Raw genomic sequence first — 20,859 nt, forward strand, 5'->3', positions numbered from 1 at the left:
CACATGAAAACGAGAGGACGCCGGTCTTCAGGAAGACCGGCGCCCCTGTGGTGCTCAGCTGTGCGATGCCGCCCAGGTGGCCAGTTCGGACTTGGCCGCGCTCAGCAGCGTCGAGGAGGGGCTCGACGCGCCGTTGGTGATCAGGACGTAGTGCAGGGTTCCCGAGCCGGTGGCGGAGAGCAGCAGGCGGTGGCTGCCGGTGCCGCCCGGTTCGTTGGCGTAGCCGATGGGGGTCGATGTCGTGTACGCCGGGACGCCCGAGATCGCTCCCAGGTCGGAGACCACCGTGGTGGACGCGGCCGGGAAGGACGCCGGGAGGTGGAGTTCGGTCGGTGCGGTGGAGGTGTTGGAGCGCCACATCAGCAGGCCGTACTGGCCGGAGCCGACCAGCGAGGACACGTTCGGGAGGGAGCTGGGGACCGGGTTCCAGGTCAGGGTCGTCGAGCCGTCACGGGAGCGGTCCTCGTAGGTGAAGGCGACCGTGGTGCCTGCGGTCGCGCTCGGGTAGATCCGGTCGAGGAGACGGGCGTCCTGACGGAGTGTCACCGTGCCTGAGTCGGTCATGTTGACGGCGGAGAGATCCTCGTCGTTCCAGGCGTCGCCGGAGGTGAGCACCTTGTCGGGGTTGTCGTTCATCAACTCGTCGTGGCGGCCGTTGTAGATGTCCCACTGCCACTGCGTGCCGGACAGGACGGGACCGGAGCCCGCCGGGTTGGACCACCAACTCGCCCCCGGGAGGCGGGAGTCGAGGGCCTGGTACATCGCCTTGAGGACGGTCGGCGCCTTGCCAGCGACCGTTCCGGACAGCGGGTGCCCGAACTCGCTGACAATGGCGGCGGTGCCGGCCGCGGCGGCCCGGTCACGGACCGTCCCGAAGTCGGTCGAGTACTGACCGTCGGCCGCGTTGCCCCACATCAGGATGCCGGAGATCGCCTTCTGGTCGTAGAAGTGGGTGTTGAAGACGTACCGCGAACCGAGCGTGCCCGCGTCGAGAAGTCCGCCCTCCTGCACCTGACTTGAGATGTTGGAGTTCCAGAAGAGGTTCGGCTCGACGAGGGCGGGCTTGGCGGTCCAGCCGGCCGCGTCCATCCGGGCCCGGAACTTCACATAGAACGGCCAGAGCAGGTTCTGTTCCCAAGTGCGGCTGGTCTGACCGGAGTCGTAGGTGCCGGCGAAAGGTTCGTTGTACGGGTCGAAGCCGACGACACCCGCGAACTCGTCGGTGCTCAGGTGCTGTTGGATGTACGTCATCGTCGACTGCGCGGTGACGAGGAAGGCGTCCTGGACGCCGTAGTTGTTGTGCCAGAAGTCGTACTGCGCCTTGGTCACGGCCGCGTTCTGGGTGATGTTCTGACCCCAGAAGAGGCAGATCCCGCAGGACTCCTGCGGGTAACTCCCCAGCGTCACCGCCCACTTGGGGGCGCCGTCGCCGGTGTACCAACTGCCGCTGTTGAACAGGTACTTGGAGTAGAGGTCCTGGTGGAAGTCGGGGTAGACGCGGATGCCGGCGTCGAGGAACGCCTGCATCTGCGCGGTGGCGGCGGCCAGGTAGGTGGTGTCGACCTGGCCGCGTACGGGTTCGGCGTGGGCCCAGGAGAGCAGGAAGCGGACCGAGTTGCCGCCGCCGAGGGCGCGCAGCGCGGTCGCGGACTTCTTCGCATCGGCGACCGAGGCGAAGGGGAGACCGCTGTTCTCCTCCAGTTTGGTCTCACCGGAGACGTTGTAGCCGCGCAGCACGACCTGGCGGCCGTAGCTGTCGACGAAGCCGCCGTTCTGCACGGTCAGCGGTGAGCCGTCGAACCAGAGGGAGTCGGTGGGGGTGGCGGCGGAGGCGGGACCCGCACCCGCCACCGACAGGAATCCGCAGAGGACAACCAGGATCACGATCAAGCGCGCCCGGACATTCGTCATGTCCACTACAGTCCGGTGATTTCCGGACACTGTCAACACTTCTGACTCATGAGTAAGTATGTGCTCCGCAAGCCCTGTTGACACATTTCAGGCCACTCGACGCGTCACGTTCAACAGATACTCCTTCCTGTTCAGCGGGTTGTGGTCGGTGCGTGTCCGTTCCGGAACGGTGCCGTGTGCGACGGGCGCGTAGTGGTCGAAGGCGCACTCCCACTCGCCCTCCCCGCGCGTCAGCCCCGGCAACTGCCGCTCCAGTCCGTGCACTTGGGCCGCCGGCACCTCCCCCTCCAACACGCACAGCGATCCGTGCGTCTCGGTGGTCTGCGGTACGGCGCGCAGCGCGGCCAGCACCGGCAGCAGGGCGGCGAGGGTGTCGGCCGGTGCCTCGACGCGGAACCGGTGCATCGGCTCGTACACCTGGCTGCCCGCCCGCCGCAGCGCCTCTACGAGGACGAGCGGGGTCAGTCCGCGGAAGTCGGCGCCGGTACTCGACATGCTCTTGTCGAAACCCTGGTGGGCGTGGCTCTGCCGGGGCGAGTAGCCGGAGTGCGTCATGGTCACCGCGCAGTCGGTGACCCGCCAGCCGTGCAGCCCCTGCCCGAGCGTCTCGCGCACGGTGTCCTCGACGGCCTTGAAGAAGGCGTACGGCATCGCGCCCAGCTCCACCTCCAGGCCGAACCGCACACCGGAGCCGACCGGGCCCGGGTCGACGCGCAGGCCGACCGTGGCGAGGAAGGGGTTCGGGTCCTTCTTGTTGAACTCGACAGCCGCGCCGGTGCCGTTGGGCCGCTCGATGCACAGCGGGGTCGTCTCGCGGAAGGTGACGTGCACCCCGAACTCGTCGGCGAGCGTGGTCTGGATGACCTCCTTCTGGACCTCGCCGTAGAGGGAGACGGCGGTCTCCTGGCGTTCTTCGTCGTGGCGCAGGCCGATCAGGGGGTCCTGTTCGGCGAGTTGGGTGAGGGCGAGGTGGAGGGACCGGCGGTCGGTGTCCGGGGCCGGGACGACGACGGTCTCGAGGGTGGGAGGCGCGAAGAAGTGCTCAACCGCCTTGCGCGGTACGCCGATCGAGTCCCCGATCCGGATCTCGCCGAGGCCTCGCAGCTTGCCGATGCGGCCTGCCGGGACGGAGTCGGACGCGATGTCCGTGCCGTGGTCGAAGACGGTGATCGCGGTGACCTTGCCCTCCTCGCGGGTGTCGCCGGCGGGGCTGGTGTCGCTGCTGTCCCTGGTGTCGCCGAAGGTGATGCGGTCGCGGGTGCGGAGGGTGCCGGAGAACATGCGTGCGTAGGCGATCTTCTCGCCCGCCGGGCCGCGCTCGACCTTGAACACCGTGCCGGAGAGCGGGCCTTGGGGGTCTCCTTCGGCTGCGGGGAGGAGTTCCTTGATGCCGGTGATCAGGGCGTCCACGCCGGCGCCCGTGATGGCGGAGTCGAAGTAGACGGGGTGCACGAGGACTTGACGGGTCTGGTCGGCGAGGGCTGTGCGCAGGAGGTCGTAGGACACGGTGTTCTCGACGTACGCGGTGAGGAGTTCGTCGTCGTGCTCGGCGAGGACGACGGGTGCGCGCGGGTCGAGGCCCGGCACGAAACCGGCCTCCCGTGTCCCGAGTCCCTCGACCGAGCCCATGGGCACGACGGCCGCCCGGAGCCGTTCGGAGATCGCCGAGAGGAGGTCGTCGTAGCGTGCGCCTCGTCGGTCGATCTTGTTGACGAAGAGGAGCGTGGGGATGCGCAGGCATTGGAGTGTGCGCATCAGGATGCGGGTCTGCGGCTGGACGCCCTCGACGGCCGACACGACGAGGACGGCCCCGTCGAGCACGCCGAGGACCCGTTCCACCTCGGCGATGAAGTCCGGGTGACCGGGGGTGTCGATCAGGTTGACGGTCACGGCGTCGACCGGGAACGAGACGACGGCCGACTTGATGGTGATGCCGCGGCGGCGCTCCAGCGCGAGGGTGTCGGTGCGGGTGTTCCCGTCGTCGACGCTGCCGATCTCGTCGATCACACCGGCCGAGTGCAGGAGGCGCTCGGTCAGGCTGGTCTTACCTGCGTCTACGTGCGCGAGGATTCCGAGGTTGAGCAAGTGCACCTGGTGTCATGTCCTTTGATGAGGGGGGCCTTCCTTCCTGGGTGGACATGAACGGTGCGCGCATCTCAGTGCTCCTCGGTCGTCGTTGACTCGTCTCCGGTAGTGCAGCAGGGGCGGGGTCCGGGGGCAACGGATTAATGCCGGGCCGGGGAGGTGGGGTGGCGTGGCGCTCCGGTGCAGGCCAGGGCCCGGATGCGAGGCTTGCGGGGTCCGGCGGTGGGCGGTGCTGACAGGAGCCGAGCATGCGTGACCTTCTCCCGGTGCTGAGCGGCTGGTACGCCGCGCGCGCCCCGTTCGGCCTGGCCACGGTGGTCGCGGTCAGCCGCAGCGCGCCGCGTGATCCCGGTGCGGCGATGGCGGTGGGGCCGGGTGACGAGGTCGTGGGGAGTGTGTCGGGCGGCTGCGTGGAGGGGGCGGTCTTCGAACTGGCGCGGGAGGTGGTCGCGAGCGGCGAGGCCCGCCTGGAGACCTTCGGGTACAGCGATGAGGACGCCTTCGCGGTGGGGCTGACCTGCGGCGGCGAGATCACCGTGCTGGTACGGCCCGTCACACCTGAGATCGATCCCGCGTTCGGGGCGGTGGCACGGTCGGTCGCGGCGGGTGAGCCGGTGACGGTGGCGACGGTGGTCGATGGGCCGGGGGTGCGGGGGGCCACGCTTGCGGTTTGGCCGGAGGGGGTGGGGGGCGGCGGCGGAGGCGGTGCCCTGGGCGGGGCCGGTGCCCTCGGCGGGCGCGGCGCCTCTGGCGCTTTCGGCGCCGCCAGCACGCCCGGTACCCCTGGCGTTCTCAACACCGCGAGCACCCCTGACGCCTCAAACACCTCCGACATCCCCGGCACTCTCGGCACCCTCGGCCCAACCGGCCTGGACGTAGCAGTCACGGCCGACGCCCGCGGTGAACTCGCCCTCGGCGCAACCGGTTTGCGGCACTACGGCCCGCGCGGTGAGCGGCGTGAGGACTCTGTCGCCGTGTTTCTGCACTCCTTCGCGCCGCCGCCCCGGATGCTGGTCTTCGGCGCGATCGACTACGCGGCGGCGGTGGCCCGGATCGGTGACTTCCTCGGCTACCGGGTCACCGTGTGCGACGCCCGCCCGGTGTTCGCCACGCCGAAGCGGTTCCCGGCGGGTGTGGAGGTGGTCGTGGACTGGCCGCACCGTTGTCTGCGCGGCACGGACACCGACGAGCGGACGGTGATCTGCGTCCTGACCCATGACCCCAAGTTCGACGTACCCCTGCTGGAGGAGGCGCTGCGCCGGCCGGCCGCGTACATCGGGGCAATGGGCAGTCGCCGTACGCATGACGAACGTATGCGGAGACTGCTCGAATCCGGCCTGAACGAGGTCGAGTTGGCCCGCCTGCGCTCACCCGTCGGCCTCGATCTCGGCGCGCGTACGCCCGAGGAGGTGGCCGTTTCCGTGGCGGCCGAGATCGTCGCGCTGCGGTGGGGTGGGACGGGGGCGCCGTTGACGGGGACGATGGGGGCGATCCATCGAGGGCCCGTGTCCCGAGGATGAAGTCGTGGGGCTGCACCGCGAGTTGACGGTCACCCTCACGTCAGCTTCTCGGCGGCAACCGGTGCAGTACGAGATCCGTCAGCCTGCCGTCGTTCACCGTCGCCGTCATGTACGTGCAGTACGGCTGGCGTCGCCGGTCCGTCGGGGACCCCGGGTTCAGCAGGCGCAACCCGCCCGCAGCGGTCGTGTCCCAGGGAATGTGGCTGTGCCCGAAGACCAGCACGTCCAGGTCGGGGAATCGGGCCGCACAGCGTGCCTCGCGGCCCTGGGCGGGGCCCGTCTCGTGGATGGTGCCGAAGCGCAGCCCGCCCAGCTCGGCGTAGGCCGACTCCGGGAGGCGGGCGCGCAGTTCGGGGCCGTCGTTGTTGCCGTGGACGCCGATGAGCCGTTGGCTGCGGCTCTCCAGCAGGTCGAGGGTGGCCGTGTCGACCCAGTCGCCGGCGTGGAACACGACGTCGGCGCGCGGGAGTTCGGCGAGGAGCTGCGCGGGGAGTTCCTTGGCGCGCTTGGGGAGGTGGGTGTCGGACATCAGAAGCAGGCGCACGGTCTCAGCGTAGGGGCGGTTGTGGTGCTGGAGGAGTGCACCCGGGACCGTACGCGATCTACAGTTCAGCCTGTTCAGTTGAGACTGGACAGTCTCTCCTGGCAGTTCTACGGTGGAGGTATGGATCACCAGCCCATCGAGACGCCCGCGGGAATCTCCGACTCCGCGGCCCGCTCCGCCCGCGATCTGCGGATCGTGCTCAGCCGGCTGCGCCGCAGGATCCGTGAGGTCGCGACCGACGAGGACCTGACCCCGTCGCAGGAGTCGGCGCTCACCCTCGTCGGCAAGCACGGCGCGGCCACGGCCAGCGCCCTGGCGTCGGCCGAGGGGGTCAGGCCGCAGTCGATGGCCGCCACCCTCGCCGCCCTCGACCAGCACGGGCTCATCCGGCGCGGCCCCGACCCCGAGGACGGCCGTAGGCAACTCGTCACGCTCACCGAGGCCGGGCGCGAGCGGATCGAGGGCAACCGGCAGGTCCGCGGGGAGTGGCTCGCGAGGGCCTTCGAGGACCGGTACACCGAGCAGGAACGGCGGACGATTCTCGACGCGCTGGCCTTGATGGAACGGCTTTCCGAGCAGTGATACCCAAGCTCTCCCGGCCAGCACGGACCACGCGTCCCGCACCGGCCGGCTTCGACCGGCGGCTGATCGCGCCGATGGTCCTCGGCTCCGTACTGAATCCGATCAACTCCTCGATGATCGCCGTGGCCCTCGTGCCGATCGGCATCGCCTTCGGGGCCCCGCCCTCGCGGACGGTCTGGCTGGTCTCGGCGCTGTATCTCGCCACGGCCGTGGGGCAGCCGGTCATCGGGCGGCTCGTCGACATGTACGGGCCGCGCCGGCTCTACCTCATCGGTACGGCCCTGGTCGGCATCGCCGGAGTCATGGGCGCCCTCGCGCCGTCGCTCGGCGTGCTGATCGCGGCCCGGGTCCTGCTCGGGTTCGGCACCTCGGCCGCGTATCCGGCCGCGATGCAGCTGACCCGCAGCGAGGCCGAACGCACCGGCAAGGACAGCCCCACCGGTGTCCTCACCGCGCTCGCCGTCTCCGCCCAGACGGTGTCGGTGATCGGACCCACGCTCGGTGGCTTCCTCATCGGCGTCGGCGGCTGGCGCGCCATCTTCACCGTCAACGTGCCGCTGTCCATCGCCTGTCTCGTCCTCGGCGCGCTACGGCTCCCGAAGACGGACAAAGACGCGGCCGGCGCCCGACGCGACGTCGACCCTCCCGGCATGCTCCTGTTCGCCGTCATGCTGGTCTCGCTGATGATGTTCCTGACCGCCCCCAGGCTCTCCGAGTGGTACCTCCCGGTCCTCAGCGCCGCCGCGGCCGTCGCCTTCGCGAAACGCGAACTCCGCGTCCCGGAACCCTTCGTCGACCTGCGCGTCCTCGGCGGCAACCTGCCCCTGGTGACCACGTACATCCGCCAGTTCCTCGGCTACACCACTTCGTACGCCTTCCTCTACGGCTATACGCAGTGGCTGGAGGAGGGGCGCGGGCTGCACGCCTCGACCGCCGGGCTCATCCTGCTGCCCCTGTCGGCCACCGCTCTCGGTGTCTCCACCCTCACCGGGCGCCGCGAGGCGATCCGCGCCAAGCTCCTCGTCGGCAGCGCCGTCCAGGTCGTCGGCTGTGCGGGGTTGTTCCTCGTCGGCGCCGGCAGTCCGGTCTGGCTGCTGCTCGCCGTCGGCGCCGTGCTGGGCGTACCGCAGGGGCTGCTGGGTCTGGCCGGGCAGAACGCCCTGTACCGGCAGGCCGAGCCCGCGCGCATCGCGTCCGCCGCCGGACTGCTGCGCACCTTCATGTACCTCGGCGCACTCGCCGCCTCCGCGGCCACCGCGGCCTTCTTCCCGCACCGCGCCGACACCCCGGGACTGCACGATCTGGCCCTGTTCATGGCGATCGGGTCGGCGCTGCTCCTGGCGATCACCCTGCCCGACCGTTCCCTGCGCACTCTCACCCCCCAAGCCGCCTGACCCCCCGGAATCCCCAACACCCTTGAAAGGCCTGCCCCATGGCACTCACCACCCTCGACCCGCGTACCGCCCTCGTCGTGATCGACCTCCAGGGCGGCATCGTCGGCGCCCCGACCCAGCCGTACAGCGGGCCCGAGGTCGTCGCCCGTACCGTCGAACTCGCCGACGCCTTCCGGGCCGCCGAGCTCCCGGTGGTGCTGGTCCGGGTCACCTTCGCCGCCGACGGCGCGGACGCAGTGCCCGGCCGGAGCGAGCAGCAGCGCGCCGGCGGCGGCGGGGCCCGCCCCGAGGGCTGGGACGTCATCGTCGACGAGCTGGCCGGGCACCCCGGCGACATCCACGTGATCAAGCGGAACTGGGGCGCCTTCCACGGCACCGACCTCGACGTACAGCTGCGCCGCCGCGGCATCACGCAGATCGTGCTGACCGGCATCGCCACCAGCATCGGCGTCGAGTCCACCGCCCGGGCCGCCCACGAGCACGGCTATCACGTGACCCTGGCCACGGACGCGATGAGCGACCTGGACGCGGTCTCGCACGCCCACAGCATCGAGCGGATCTTCCCGCGACTGGGCGAAACGGGCACCACCGCCGACATCCTGGAGCTTCTGGCCAAGACCCGCGACGCGAGGTGACCTCCGGCCACGTCAGGTAAACCGTTGCCCAACACCAGCCCAATGGGCGGCATCGAGACGGACCGGGTTAGCATCAGCCCACCGCGCCGTTCCACAACAGGGGACGGGCGGCGCAAACAAGGGGGCTAGAAGCCGGATGTCGGTCAAGGTCAGTGTCGTCGTCCCTGTGTACAACCCAGGGCCCTATATCGAGGATTGCATCTCCTCTCTCCTCAGGCAGTCGCTGCCCAACGATGAGTACGAGGCGATCTTCGTCGACGACGGCTCGACGGACGGCACGCCCGCGCGGCTCGACGAGATCGCCGCCGAGCACCCCCACATGCACGTGATCCACCAGGAGGCGTCCGGCTGGTCGGGCAAGCCCCGCAACGTCGGGATCGCCGCCTCCAAGGGCGAGTTCGTCATGTTCGTCGACAACGACGACTACCTCGGCGACGAGGCCCTGGAGCGGATGTACGAGTACGGCGTGGCCAACGGCGCCGACGTCATCGTCGGCAAGATGGCCGGCAAGGGTCGCGCCGTACCCGTGGAGCTGTTCCGCAAGAACTATCCGCACGCGTCGGTCGCGACCGCGCCGCTGATGGACAGCCTCACCCCGCACAAGATGCTCCGCCGCGCGTTCCTCGACCGCATCAACCTGCGGTTCCCGGAAGGGCGTCGGCGCCTGGAGGACCACGTCTTCGTGACGGAGGCCTACCTCGCCGCGGACAACGTCGCCGTGCTCAGCGACTACGTCTGCTACTACCACATCAAGCGCGAGGACGCCTCGAACGCCGGCTTCCAACGCTTCGACCCCGTCGGCTACTTCAGGAACCTGCGCGAGGCCCTCGACGTCGTCGAGAAGTACACCGAGCCCGGTGCGGCCCGCGACAAGATCTTCCGCCGCTGGCTGCGCGTGGAGATGATGGAGCGCCTCGGCGGCGGCCGGCTGCTCAAGGCCCCCGACGACTACCGCCGTGAACTCCTCAAGGAGATCCGCGGTGTCATGACCGAGCGCTTCGGCCCCGGTGTCGCGGCCGGTCTCGGCCCGCGCCTGCGGGTCGTCGCGGCCCTCGCCGCCGCCGACCGCTACGACGACCTCGTCGAGCTCGCCGAGTGGGAGGCCTCCCTCAAGCCGAAGGCCGTCCCGGGCGAGATCGAGTGGCGGGACGGCAAGCTGCTCGTCCACTACCAGGCCGAGTTCGTCATCGACGGCAAGCCGGCGGTCTTCGAGGCCAAGGGCGCCCCCGCTCCCAAGCACCCGGAGCCGAAGACCCTCGCCGAGGCGACCGCCATGCTGACGGCCGACGCCACCGCCAACTTCAAGAAGGCGACGGCCGACCTCGTCGTCCGCGAACGCACCAGCGCCGCCTCGCACTTCCAGCCCGTGCAGATCTCGCACGAGACAGTCCCCGACGGCGACGGCGTCCGCCTGGTGCTGCACGCCACGGCGACCATCGACCCCGCCACCGCGGCCGTCGGCTCCCCGCTGGGCAGCGGCCTCTGGGACACCTACGTCCGTGTCGTCATCGGCTCCTGGAACAAGGAGTGCCGCCTCGGCCCGGTCCCGCAGCACGGCGAGAACGCCGGGCACGCCGGTGTCGTCGCCGGTCAGGTGCTCCTGCCGTACTACACGGAGCCGCACGGCAACTTCTCTCTGGACGTCGACAAGGCGAGCAAGCGCCTCGGCCTCGCCGACCTCAAGCCCGGCGACTTCACGGTCACCGGCGCCCGCGTCAGCGTGCTGCTCCCCTTCTACGTCCCCGCCGCCACCGACGTACTGCTGCGGCTGACCCACAAGTCGTCCGGTACGACGCTGGACGTGCCCGGTGTGGTCTCCCCCGAGTCCTCCGGCGCACGGCTGGCCGCCGAGGTGCCGGCCGCGGAGCTGAAGGACGCGGCGTGGAACGCGTCGGTGTGTCTGACCCCGGCGGCGACCGGGCAGCGTTTCCTGGCGCTGCCGGTGCGGCTGGCCGGTGACGCCGGTGGTATCCGGGTGGAGGCGGCGCCGAAGGCCGCGAAGCCCGCCGAGCCCAAGCCGGCGCCGAAGCCGGTGGCCGCCAAGCCCAAGCCGGGTCTGGCCTACCGGGTGGCGCGCAAGCTGAAGCGCGCCCTGAACAAGTAGCGGTACCCGAGAGCGAGTTGCGGTACCCGAGCAAGCCGGAGGACAAGAGAACGTGCGATCACTGGGGATTGAAGGCGCCTGGGTCCTGGAACCCAAGGTCTTCCCTGACGACCGGGGCAGTTTCCACGAGTGGTACCGCGGTGAGGAGTTCCGCGAGGCCACCGGGTACGACCTGGCTCTGTCCCAGGCCAACTGCTCGGTCTCGCGGCGGGGTGTGGTGCGCGGAGTGCACTTCTCCGACGTGCCGCCGAGCCAGGCCAAGTACGTGAAGTGTGTGCGCGGCGCCGTCCTCGACGTGATCGTGGACATCCGCGTCGGCTCTCCCACGTTCGGTCAGTGGGAGGCCGTCCGGCTGGACGACGAGACCAAGCACGCCGTGTTCCTCGCGGAGGGTCTGGGGCACGCGTTCATGGCCCTGACCGACGACGCGACGGTCGTGTACCTGTGCTCGACGGGGTACTCCCCCGGGCGTGAGCACGGGATCAACCCGCTCGACCCGGCGCTGGGCATCGCCTGGCCCGAGGGCTTCGAGCCGGTGCTCTCCGACAAGGACGCGGAGGCTCCGACACTGGCAGAGGCGGAGCAGTCAGGACTTCTTCCGTCCTACGCGGACTGCTCCGCCTACTACGAGCGACTGCGGAGTGGGCAGGTCAGCGGCTGACGCTGAGCTGCTCCACCGAGCGGCGCAGGGGCTCCCAGCCGCGGGACCGCTTGGTCCCGCGGTTGCGGGCTGCCGCGAGGGGGCCCCAGAAACCGGCGCCGAGCAGTGCCTCGGGCTGCACCGCGGTGGTGCGCTCCAGGATCGCCTCGGGCACCTTCTGCGGGTCCGGGACCTCGAACTCGGCGATGATCTCGTCGTACTTGTCCTTGAGGACGGTACTGGTGGGATCCGCGCCGAAGACCACGAGCTGACCGGTGGGCTGGGTGTCGACCAGGACCGTCACCAGGTCGGGACGGTAGCGGTTGAGGATCTCGACCAGCTTGTAGACGTCACCGGTCCAGGCGTCGGTGTGCCGGTCCCGGGCGGCCTCGTCGATGCTGCGGGGCAGCATGTCGTCGAAGACGATGACGCTGGCCCAGTCCGAGTGCTTCTCCACGTTGATGAAGTCGCGCAGCGCGTACTCGAAGAGGTGCATGCCGTCGATGAACGACAGGTCCAGCGTGGTGGTCCGCCACCAGCCCAACGGGCTGCGGTTGCGGGCCAGTTGACGCAGCGGGTGGCGACCGCCCCGCAGGTGCACCAGCGGGTTGTCCCGGGCGAAGAAGTCGTCGCTGGTCGCCTTCGCCAGGTGGACGTCACAGCGGATCTCCGTGACCACCTTGAACGCGGGATCGATCGCAACACTGGGCACCCGGGAGAGCGTCAGGCTGCGGCCGTCGTTGACGCCGATCTCCAGGTAGTTGCGGTTCGCGGTTGACTTGTGGAGCCCCCGCAGGAACTCATGACGTTTCACGAAGAAATCTCCTTGCGGATGTGAGGAAGTGCTTCGTGCAGGGCGAACCGCCAGTCCCTCGGCGGTTCCAGGCCGACCTCCCGCCACCGCTCGTGCCCGAGGGCGCTGTAGGCGGGGCGGGGCGCGGGACGGACGAAGGCCGCGCTCGTGGTGGTGCGGACGCGCTCCGGGTCGGCGTCGATGAGCCGGAACACCTCCTGTGCGAAACCGTGCCAGCTGGTCTCGCCGGAGCTGGTCGCGTGGAACACCCCGTGCGCGCCTTCGACTTGGCCGATCCGGGCGCCGAGATCGGCGATCCGTACGGCGACGTCGGCGGTCCAGGTCGGCTGTCCGTGCTGGTCGTCGACGACGTCGAGAGTGTCGCGACGTGCTTCCAGCTCGATCATCGTGCGGACGAAGTTACCCCCGTGGGCTCCATACAGCCAAGCCGTGCGCACGACGGCGCTCGCATCGGGCAGTTCCTCCAACACGGCCTGCTCGCCCGCGAGTTTGGTACGGCCGTACGCGGTGCGGGGGGCGGTGGCGTGATTCTCCGGGTACGGCGTGCTGCGGGCCTCGCCGTCGAAGACGTAGTCGGTGGAGACGTGCACCATCCGCGCGCCCGAGGCGGCGCAGGCGCGGGCCAGGAGCCGGGGCCCCTCGCCGTTGATGCGAAGGGCCCGCTTCTCGTCGGTCTCGGCGTCGTCCACGGCGGTGTACGCCGCGCAGTTCACCACCACGTCGGGGTGGTGTTCCGCGAACGCCAGGTCCACCGACGCGTGGTCGGTGATGTCCAGGGCGGCGCGGTCGAGACCGACGAACTGCTCACCGCGTCCGGCGAGTTCGTCCAGCACATCGTGGCCGAGCATCCCGCCGGCACCGGTGACCAGCCACTTCATCAGCCGCGCTCCACCCGTGCCTTGAGGGGCTCCCACCAGGCGCGGTTGTCGCGGTACCAGGCGACGGTGTCGGCGAGGCCGCTCGCGAAGTCGTGCTGCGGCTGGTAGCCGAGCTCGTCGTGGATCTTGGACCAGTCGACGGAGTAGCGCAGGTCGTGGCCCTTGCGGTCCTCGACGCGCTCGACCCGGTCCCAGTCCGCCCCGCAGGCTTCGAGCAGGAGGCCGGTGAGCTCCTTGTTGCTGAGCTCGGTGCCGCCGCCGATGTTGTAGACCTCGCCGGCCCGGCCCTTGGTGCGGACGAGCTCGATGCCCTGGCAGTGGTCCTCGACGTGCAGCCAGTCGCGGACGTTGAGGCCCTCGCCGTAGAGGGGGACCTTCTTGCCGTCGAGGAGGTTGCTGACGAACAGCGGGATGACCTTCTCGGGGAACTGGTGCGGCCCGTAGTTGTTCGAGCAGCGGGTGACGCGGACGTCCAGGCCGTGGGTGCGGTGGTAGGCCAGGGCGAGCAGGTCCGAGGACGCCTTCGACGCGGAGTACGGCGAGTTGGGCGCGAGCGGGTGGGTCTCGGGCCAGGAGCCGGTCTCGATGGAGCCGTAGACCTCGTCGGTGGAGATGTGCACGAACGGGGTGCGGTAGCGCAGGGCCGCGTCGAGCAGGACCTGGGTGCCCACCACGTTGGTGCGGACGAAGTCGGCGGCGCCGTTGATCGAGCGGTCCACGTGGGACTCGGCGGCGAAGTGGACGACCTGGTCCGCCTCGGCCATCAGCTTGTCGACCAGTTCGGCGTCGCAGATGTCGCCCTGGACGAACTCCAGCCGCGGGTGGCCTATGTCCAGGTTGTCGAGCGTGCCGGCGTACGTGAGCTTGTCCAGCACCGTGATGCGGGGCGCGTCGGGCGCGTCCGAGGCGAGGAGCGTGCGGACGTACGTGGAACCGATGAAGCCGGCGGCGCCGGTGACGAGGAGATTCATGAACGGATCTGCACCTTGCTGTGGTCTCCGAGAACGAGGCGGTGGGCGCTGGGTACCCCCGGAGCGGGGGTCACTTCGACGTGCTTGCCGATGAGCGAGGACTCGATCCGGCCCACCCCGGCGATGGACGAGTCCTGCAGCACTATGGAGAACTCCAGCTCACTGTCGGTGATCCTGCAGTTCTCCGCGACCGAGGTGAAGGGGCCGACGTAGGAGTCGCTCACCACGGTTCCGGCCCCGATGATGACGGGTCCGACGATGCGCGAGCGCTCGATGCGCGCGCCCTCTTCGATCACCACGCGGCCGATGGTCTCGGAGGCGTCGTCGACCTCGCCGTCGATGCGGCGGTCCATGCTCTCCAGGACGGTCCGGTTGACCTCGAGCATGTCGACGACGTTGCCCGTGTCCTTCCAGTAGCCGTGGATGACCGAGGAGCGCACGTCGGCGCCGTCGTCGATCAGCTGCTGGATGGCGTGGGTGATCTCCAGCTCGCCGCGCCAGGACGGCTTGATGGCGCGCACGGCGTCGTGGATGGCGGGCGTGAACAGGTAGACACCGACCAGAGCGAGGTCGCTCTTGGGGTGCTCCGGCTTCTCCTCCAGGCCGATGACCTGGCCGGATTCGCTGAGTTCCGCGACGCCGAAGGAGCGCGGGTCGGGCACGTGGGTGAGCAGGATCTGCGCGTCGGGCTTGTTGGCCTGGAAGCCCTCGACGAGGCCGGTGATGCCGCCGACGATGAAGTTGTCACCGAGGTACATCACGAAGTCGTCGTCGCCGAGGTACTCGCGCGCGATCAGTACGGCGTGGGCCAGTCCGAGGGGACGGTCCTGCGGGATGTAGGTGATCTTCAGGCCGAACTTCGACCCGTCACCCACCGCCTCCTCGATCTCCGCCGCGGTGTCACCGACGATGATGCCGACCTCGGTGATTCCCGCGTCGGCGAGTGATTCGAGCCCGTAGAAAAGGACGGCCTTGTTGGCCACCGGGACGAGCTGTTTTGCCGATGTGTGCGTGATCGGCCTCAGGCGGGATCCAGTGCCGCCGGAGAGAACGAGAGCCTTCATCGCTTCACCTTAGCGTCATCTTCGGACGTGCATCGTTCCTCCCTATGTTCGTTTATTACGACCAGCCAACGATGAGTAGGCCGTGAGGTGTCTAACCGCCCGACGGACCGGACAAATCGCCCGCAGCCCGTGCTACGTCCGCCTCGACCTCGGCCCGGTCGAGGCCCTCGTCCCGCGCGTACTCGTCCGCTGCGGCCTGCATGTCACGGGCGAGGTCGCGCCAGGCCCGCCAGGCGGTCTCGTAGGTGTCGGTCTGGGCCTCGGTCCAGGGTTCGTGGGCGGGGGCGCCCAGGGAGTCCCGCATCTCCTGGACCCGGGCGCGTGCCGCCTGGGCCGCGCGGTGCTTCTCGACCAGTTCTTCGAAGGTGTGTGCCACAAGCACGCACCCCATCACGGCGGACCCGCGCGACCGCCCCGACCTGCCGCTACGCGCCCGGACAGGCACCCGTGCGGCCGCCTACCCGTCGAGTGCGATCTCGGCCCACACCTGTTTGCCGCCGCTCACGGGCACCGTGCCCCAGGCCGCCGACATGGCCTCGACGAGAAGGATGCCGCGCCCGCCGGTGGCCTCCCAGCCGATGCTGGTCGGTTTGACGGGCGTGCGCGGCGAGGAGTCCGCCACGGCGACGCGGAACCGCCGGTTGACGAGGGTGAGGTCGAGCCGGACCGGCCCGTCGGTGTGCACCAGGGCGTTGGTGACCAGCTCGGAGACCACGAGCAGGATCGTGTCGGTCTCCTCGGTGACGCCCCAGGTGCGCAGGGTCCGCTTGGTGAAGCGGCGGGCGTGCCGGGCCGCCTCCGGGACGCGCCACACCGTCCAGTTCTCGCGGCGGGGGCGGGTGGCCAGGCCGTCGTAGCGCATGAGGAGGAGGGCTACGTCGTCCTCACGGCGGGCGTTGCCGAGCAGCGCGTCGGCGACGAGGCCGAGGTGGGCGGGGTCGGAGACGGCGAGGCCGTGGGCGAGGCGGTCGAGGCCCTCGTCGATGTCTGCCTCCTTGGACTCCACGAGGCCGTCGGTGGTGAGGGCGACGACGGTGCCCGGCTGGAGCCGCAGCGGGCTCATCGGGAAGTCGGCCTGGGTGACCACGCCGAGCGGCGGTCCGCCGTCCGCATACGGGATCTCGGTGCTGCCGTCCGGGTGCCGCAGGACGGGCGGGAGGTGACCGGCCCGCACGTACCAGGCGGAACCTTCCTCCAGGTTCACGTCGACGTAGCAGCAGGTGGCGAAGAGGTCGGTCTCCAGGTCGATGAGGAGGCGGTTCGCGTGCGAGACGACCACGTCGGGCGGGTGTCCCTCGACGGCGTAGGCGCGCAGCGCGGTGCGCATCTGGCCCATCAGGGTGGCGGCGCCCGCGTTGTGGCCCTGGACGTCGCCGATGACGAGGGCGACGTGGTTGTCGGGCAGTGGGATCACGTCGTACCAGTCGCCGCCGACCTCGAGACCGGCGGTCGTCGGCAGATACCGGGCCACGGCGACCGCGCCGGGCAGGGTGGGCAGGCGGCGCGGCAGCAGCTGGCGCTGGAGCATGCCGACGAGTTCGTGCTCGGCGTCGAAGGCGTGGGCGCGCATCAGGGCCTGGCCTGCGAGGCCTGCGGAGGCGGTGAGCAGGGCGCGTTCGTCGGGGCCGAAGACGTGCGGGTCGTCCCAGCCGATGAGGCAGGCACCGGAGACCCGGCCGCCGGCGGACAGCGGCAGGACGGCGAGGCCGCCGGGTCCGACCTCGGCGAGGGCGGGTTCCAGGTCGGTGCCCGCGGGCCAGATCGCGGCGCGGCCCTCACGCAGGGCGGCGGCGAGGGTGGGCATTGCGCGCACGGGTGCGTCGGGCCATTCGCTGCGCCACTCCAGGCGCCACAGCTCGGGCCAGGCCTCCGGTTCGGGCGGGTCGAGGACGGTGACGACGAGCCGGTCGCCCTCGAGTTCGGCGAGCGCGATCCGGTCGGCGCGCAGCGGTTTGCGCAGGGCGGCGACCACGGCCTGGCTGACGTCGCGGACCGTGCCTGCCATGGCGAGGGCGGCGGCGAGGCGCTGGACGCGCGCCACGTCGTTGACGCCGGAGCGCAGCTGGGAGGCGGCGCCGACGGTGCCGACGAGGCGGGCGGGGCGGCCGTCGCCACCGGGCAGGAGCCGACCGCGCAGCCGCAGCCACTTCGGCGTGCCCGAGGGCTGCAGGACCCGGAACTCCAGCTCACGGTCGCCGATGGCCATGTGGTCGGCCTCGACGACGGACATCAGCGAGGGCAGGTCCTCCGGCACGGTCAGCCCCAGGAGAGTCTCGACCTTGCCGTCGAAGTCGCCGGGACCGAGCCCGAACAGTTCCAGGACGTCGCCGCCGACCTCGACCCGCCCGGTGTCCATGGCCAGGTCGAACGCGCCCGCGGCCACGTCCTCGCCCGCCACCGACTCGGCCGGTACCGGGATCGCCACCGCCTCGGCGATCAGCGCGAGGCACGCGCGGTCCTCGGTGCCGAAGCCGTCCGGGCGTTCGCCGACCGCGAGGAGACAGCCGCCGCCCCTGTCACCGCGCACGGGAAGCGCCGCCAGATGGAACTCCCCCGACGGCAGCCGTCGCGCGTCGAAGCCGGCGGCCAGTTCGTCGGGCCCGAGGAACACCGCGTGCCCGGCCCGGCGTACCTCGGCGACCGGTGATCCCCCGGCCGCCGGATAGCCGTCCCGCAGCCCGTACAGCGTGCGCGGCACCCCGACCGACTCGACCAGGCACAGGAGGTCGGCGTCGTCACCGGGTGTGTACACCCCGGCAAAGCTCGCACCGGTGAAGACGAGGGCCTGTTCGAGGACGCGGCGCAGCCGTTCGCGGGGGTCGAGATCGACAGTGAGCGTTTTGAGGGCAAGTTCGGCACGCAGCGTTCGCGTTCCGCGTCCCTCAGTGCCCTCACTGACCACGTCCGCAATTACAGCGCTTATGCGCCGACTGCGCAGCCCCTGTGACCATTCCGTGGAGATGAGGGACCGGATGGACCCGTTTCCGGGTCGAAAGGTGCCGAACAAATCTTTACGCATGCGTTCCGCACAGGGATCTCGTGACAGGCGTGACTGTCCGCGTCCGTCGCCCGGCTGGGAGATTCGAGCCGGGCCAAGGAGGGGGACGACCATGGACAAGCGGTACGAGGTGTACGCGCTCGCCGACCGACACTTCTACGAGACACCGGACCGCCTGTCCGCACCCGGCACGGACACCGCCGCGCCCCTGTTCGACACGGCGCGCCGGGAGGTCCCGGAGGGCTGGAGCTCGGCCCGCATCGGCGACTGGCTGACGCTGACCCCGCTCGACGAGGACGGCGGCCCCTTACCCGGGCCGGCCCAGGGCTGGAAGATCCACGCCTCGGCCACCCGGGCGAACGCGGACCGTGTCGCCGCCCTCGTGTGGGACTACTGCGTCCCGCGCCGCATCCCGTTCAAGTTCGTGCCGGGTCCGCACTTGCTGCACCTGCGCAACACGAAGTACGCGGGCCGCGACACCAGCGGCAAGTTCGTCACGGTCTACCCGTCCGACGAGGCCCGACTCCACGAGATCCTCAGCGAGTTGGGCAAACTCCTGGAGGGCTTCGAGGGCCCGTACATCCTCACCGACCTCCGCTGGGACGACGGCCCGCTCTACGTCCGCTACGGCGCGTTCGCGCGCACCTTCGTCGTCGACGAGCGGGGTTCACTGGTCCCGGCCGTGCGCGACGGCGCGGGGCAGCTGGTGCCGGACCGGCGGGCGCCGTCCTTCCAGGTCCCGGAGTGGGTGACGCTGCCGGCGTTCCTGGAGCCGCAGCTCGCGGCGCGCAACACCACGACGGTGGGCGAGTTGCCGTACCGCATCGAGAAGGCACTGCACTTCTCGAACGGCGGCGGGGTGTACGCGGGCACCGACACCCGGGACGGGCGCAAGGTCGTCCTCAAGGAGGGGCGGCCGCACGCGGGGCTCGCCTCGGACGGCGCCGACGCGATCGCCCGGCTCGAGCGGGAGAAACTGGCGCTGGAGCGGGTCGCCGGGACCGGGGTGGTGCCCGAGGTGCGGGACTGGTTCCTGCTGGGTGAACACCGTTTCCTGGTCATGGACTTCATCGAGGGGCGCCCCCTCAACTCCTTCTTCGCGGAACGGCATCCGCTGCTCACCCCGGATCCCGAACCGGACGCGGTCGCCGCGTACACGGCGTGGGCGCTGAGGATCCACGCGGCGGTGGAGCGGGCGATGGAGGCGGTGCACGCGCGCGGGATCGTCTTCAACGACCTGCACATCTTCAACGTCATCGTCGCGCCCGACGAGGAGTCGGTGTTCCTCATCGACTTCGAGGCGGCGGCCCCGGCCGAGGAGAACGGCCGCCAAGTCGTCGCCCACCCAGGCTTCTTCGCGCCGCCGGACCGCCGGGGCATCGACGTCGACCGGTACGCGCTGGCGTGTCTGCGGCTCGCCCTGTTCCTGCCGGTGACCACGCTGTTCGTGGTCGACCGCGGGAAGGCGGCCCACCTGGCCGAGGTGATCGCGGGCCAATTCCCGGACGTGCCAAGGGAGTTCCTGGACAAGGCGGTCGCGGAGATCACCCGGGGCGGGGGCTCGGTGGCTCCGGCTTTCGTACGGCCCGGCGACTGGCCCCACAGCCGTGACTCGATGGTCAAGGCGATCCTCGCCTCCGCGACCCCGGACCGGGACGACCGCCTCTTCCCGGGCGACGTCGCCCAGTTCTCCGACGGCGGCGGACTCGGCCTGGCACACGGCGCGGCCGGTGTCCTGTACGCCCTCGACGCGACCGGCGCCGACCGCTACGAGGAGGGTGAACGCTGGCTCCTCGACCGCACCGCGCCGCCCCCGATCGGCACCCCGCTCGGCCTGTACGACGGACTCGCGGGCGTCGTCCACGTCCTGGACCGGCTCGGCCACCGCCAACGCGCCCTCGACCTGATCGCCGGCATCCTCGCGGAACGCTGGCAGAACCTCTCCTCCGACCTGCACGGCGGCCTGGCCGGCCTCGGCCTGGTCCTGGGCCAACTGGCCGCCGACACAGGCGAGTCGGAGCTGCGCGAGCGGGCGGCGGAGGCCGCGGACATCCTCGTACGACGCCTCGCGGAACCGCGCCCCGACACTCCCCGGCGGCGGGCCGGACTGCTGCGGGGCGCGAGCGGACCGGCGCTGTTCCTGCTGCGGCAGTACGAGTCGACGGGCGACCGGCGGATGCTCGACGCGGCAACTGACGCCCTGCGCCGGGACCTTGACTGCTGTGTCGTGCAGCGCGGCGGCGGCCTGGAGGTCGACGAGGGCTGGCGGACGCTGCCCTACCTCGGCGACGGGAGCGTGGGCCTGGGCATGGTCCTCGACGACCTCCTGTCCCAAGTCCTGGACGAGGACGGCGAGTTCGAGCGCGCCCGCGCAGGCATCCTCACCGCCGCAACCTCCCGCTTCTACGCGCAGCCCGGTCTCTTCCAGGGCCGCGCGGGGATGATCCTGCATCTCGCCCGTACGACCGCACCGGGCGCCGACGCCCACAGGCTCGCCGAACAGGTCACCGGTCTCGGCTGGTTCGCGATGTCGTACGAGGGCCAACTCGCCTTCCCCGGGCACCAGATGATGCGGCTGTCCATGGACCTCGGCACCGGAACCGCCGGGTGCCTGCTCGCGCTCGGCGCGGCCTTCGGCGATGCCGGGTCGGCGCCCGGGCTGCCCTTCCTGCCGCCGCTCCGGCGGCCCACTCAGCGCGGCTCCGCAACCTGACGGAGT

The 20,859-nt window shown here is 70.6% G+C and carries 16 protein-coding genes; 7 read left to right on the top strand and 9 right to left on the bottom strand.

The genetic code is table 11. The annotated features are described in order from the left end of the window. Nucleotides 1-54: 54 nt before the first annotated feature. On the bottom strand, nucleotides 55-1,911 hold the full coding sequence (locus OG504_RS06490; protein ID WP_405988854.1) for a cellulase family glycosylhydrolase: 1,857 nt from the start codon (nucleotides 1,909-1,911) through the stop codon (nucleotides 55-57). 87 nt (nucleotides 1,912-1,998) lie between these two features. Beyond that, the gene (locus OG504_RS06495; RefSeq protein ID WP_405988855.1) at nucleotides 1,999-4,002 is read right to left on the bottom strand and encodes a GTP-binding protein; all 2,004 of its coding nucleotides are present in this window, start codon (nucleotides 4,000-4,002) and stop codon (nucleotides 1,999-2,001) included. A 242-nt stretch (nucleotides 4,003-4,244) separates the two neighbouring features. Between OG504_RS06495 and OG504_RS06500 the strand changes: the two genes are divergently transcribed. Beyond that, nucleotides 4,245-5,516, top strand: a complete 1,272-nt coding sequence (locus OG504_RS06500; protein ID WP_405988856.1) for an XdhC family protein — start codon at nucleotides 4,245-4,247, stop codon at nucleotides 5,514-5,516. 40 nt (nucleotides 5,517-5,556) lie between these two features. On the opposite strand, the gene OG504_RS06505 is transcribed toward OG504_RS06500, so the two are convergent. After that, nucleotides 5,557-6,060, bottom strand: a complete 504-nt coding sequence (locus OG504_RS06505; protein WP_405988857.1) for a metallophosphoesterase family protein — start codon at nucleotides 6,058-6,060, stop codon at nucleotides 5,557-5,559. A 120-nt stretch (nucleotides 6,061-6,180) separates the two neighbouring features. On the opposite strand from OG504_RS06505, the gene OG504_RS06510 reads away from it, so the two are divergent. The 5 genes from OG504_RS06510 (at nucleotide 6,181) to rfbC (ending at nucleotide 11,436) form a co-directional block, all read left to right on the top strand. Then, the gene (locus OG504_RS06510) at nucleotides 6,181-6,642 is read left to right on the top strand and encodes a MarR family winged helix-turn-helix transcriptional regulator (RefSeq protein ID WP_405988858.1); all 462 of its coding nucleotides are present in this window, start codon (nucleotides 6,181-6,183) and stop codon (nucleotides 6,640-6,642) included. Further along, nucleotides 6,639-8,036 carry an MFS transporter gene (locus OG504_RS06515; RefSeq protein WP_405988859.1) on the top strand — a complete coding sequence of 466 codons (1,398 nt, stop codon included), beginning with the start codon at nucleotides 6,639-6,641 and terminating at the stop codon, nucleotides 8,034-8,036. The genes OG504_RS06510 and OG504_RS06515 overlap by 4 nt, the downstream gene beginning before the upstream one ends. Before the next feature lie 38 nt (nucleotides 8,037-8,074). Continuing rightward, nucleotides 8,075-8,671, top strand: a complete 597-nt coding sequence (locus OG504_RS06520) for a hydrolase (RefSeq protein WP_405988860.1) — start codon at nucleotides 8,075-8,077, stop codon at nucleotides 8,669-8,671. Between the two features lie 136 nt (nucleotides 8,672-8,807). Then, on the top strand, nucleotides 8,808-10,775 hold the full coding sequence (locus tag OG504_RS06525; protein ID WP_405988861.1) for a glycosyltransferase family 2 protein: 1,968 nt from the start codon (nucleotides 8,808-8,810) through the stop codon (nucleotides 10,773-10,775). A 52-nt stretch (nucleotides 10,776-10,827) separates the two neighbouring features. After that, nucleotides 10,828-11,436 carry a dTDP-4-dehydrorhamnose 3,5-epimerase gene (gene rfbC / locus OG504_RS06530; protein WP_405988862.1) on the top strand — a complete coding sequence of 203 codons (609 nt, stop codon included), beginning with the start codon at nucleotides 10,828-10,830 and terminating at the stop codon, nucleotides 11,434-11,436. Here rfbC and OG504_RS06535 read toward each other — a convergent pair. From OG504_RS06535 to OG504_RS06560, 6 genes are all read right to left on the bottom strand, one after another. Beyond that, nucleotides 11,426-12,229 (bottom strand): class I SAM-dependent methyltransferase, encoded by an 804-nt coding sequence (locus OG504_RS06535; RefSeq protein WP_405988863.1) that lies wholly within the window; start codon nucleotides 12,227-12,229, stop codon nucleotides 11,426-11,428. The two genes, rfbC and OG504_RS06535, sit on opposite strands and share 11 nt — an antisense overlap. Beyond that, nucleotides 12,226-13,107, bottom strand: a complete 882-nt coding sequence (rfbD, locus tag OG504_RS06540) for a dTDP-4-dehydrorhamnose reductase (protein ID WP_405988864.1) — start codon at nucleotides 13,105-13,107, stop codon at nucleotides 12,226-12,228. Before rfbD ends, OG504_RS06535 begins: the two co-directional genes overlap by 4 nt. Continuing rightward, nucleotides 13,107-14,078: a dTDP-glucose 4,6-dehydratase gene (gene rfbB, locus OG504_RS06545; RefSeq protein WP_366435371.1), complete on the bottom strand. Its 972-nt coding sequence runs from the start codon at nucleotides 14,076-14,078 to the stop codon at nucleotides 13,107-13,109. Before rfbB ends, rfbD begins: the two co-directional genes overlap by 1 nt. After that, nucleotides 14,075-15,142 (bottom strand): glucose-1-phosphate thymidylyltransferase, encoded by a 1,068-nt coding sequence (locus tag OG504_RS06550; protein ID WP_405988865.1) that lies wholly within the window; start codon nucleotides 15,140-15,142, stop codon nucleotides 14,075-14,077. The genes rfbB and OG504_RS06550 overlap by 4 nt, the downstream gene beginning before the upstream one ends. A gap of 91 nt (nucleotides 15,143-15,233) precedes the next feature. Then, on the bottom strand, nucleotides 15,234-15,518 hold the full coding sequence (locus OG504_RS06555; protein WP_405988866.1) for a hypothetical protein: 285 nt from the start codon (nucleotides 15,516-15,518) through the stop codon (nucleotides 15,234-15,236). An 81-nt stretch (nucleotides 15,519-15,599) separates the two neighbouring features. After that, complete coding sequence (locus OG504_RS06560; RefSeq protein WP_405988867.1) at nucleotides 15,600-18,044, bottom strand: SpoIIE family protein phosphatase; 2,445 nt, start codon at nucleotides 18,042-18,044, stop codon at nucleotides 15,600-15,602. Nucleotides 18,045-18,252: 208 nt separating this feature from the next. On the opposite strand from OG504_RS06560, the gene lanKC reads away from it, so the two are divergent. Next, complete coding sequence (lanKC, locus tag OG504_RS06565; RefSeq protein WP_405988868.1) at nucleotides 18,253-20,853, top strand: class III lanthionine synthetase LanKC; 2,601 nt, start codon at nucleotides 18,253-18,255, stop codon at nucleotides 20,851-20,853. Nucleotides 20,854-20,859 lie beyond the last annotated feature (6 nt).

The sequence above is a fragment of the Streptomyces sp. NBC_00986 genome (assembly GCF_045162565.1).
Classification (GTDB): domain Bacteria; phylum Actinomycetota; class Actinomycetes; order Streptomycetales; family Streptomycetaceae; genus Streptomyces.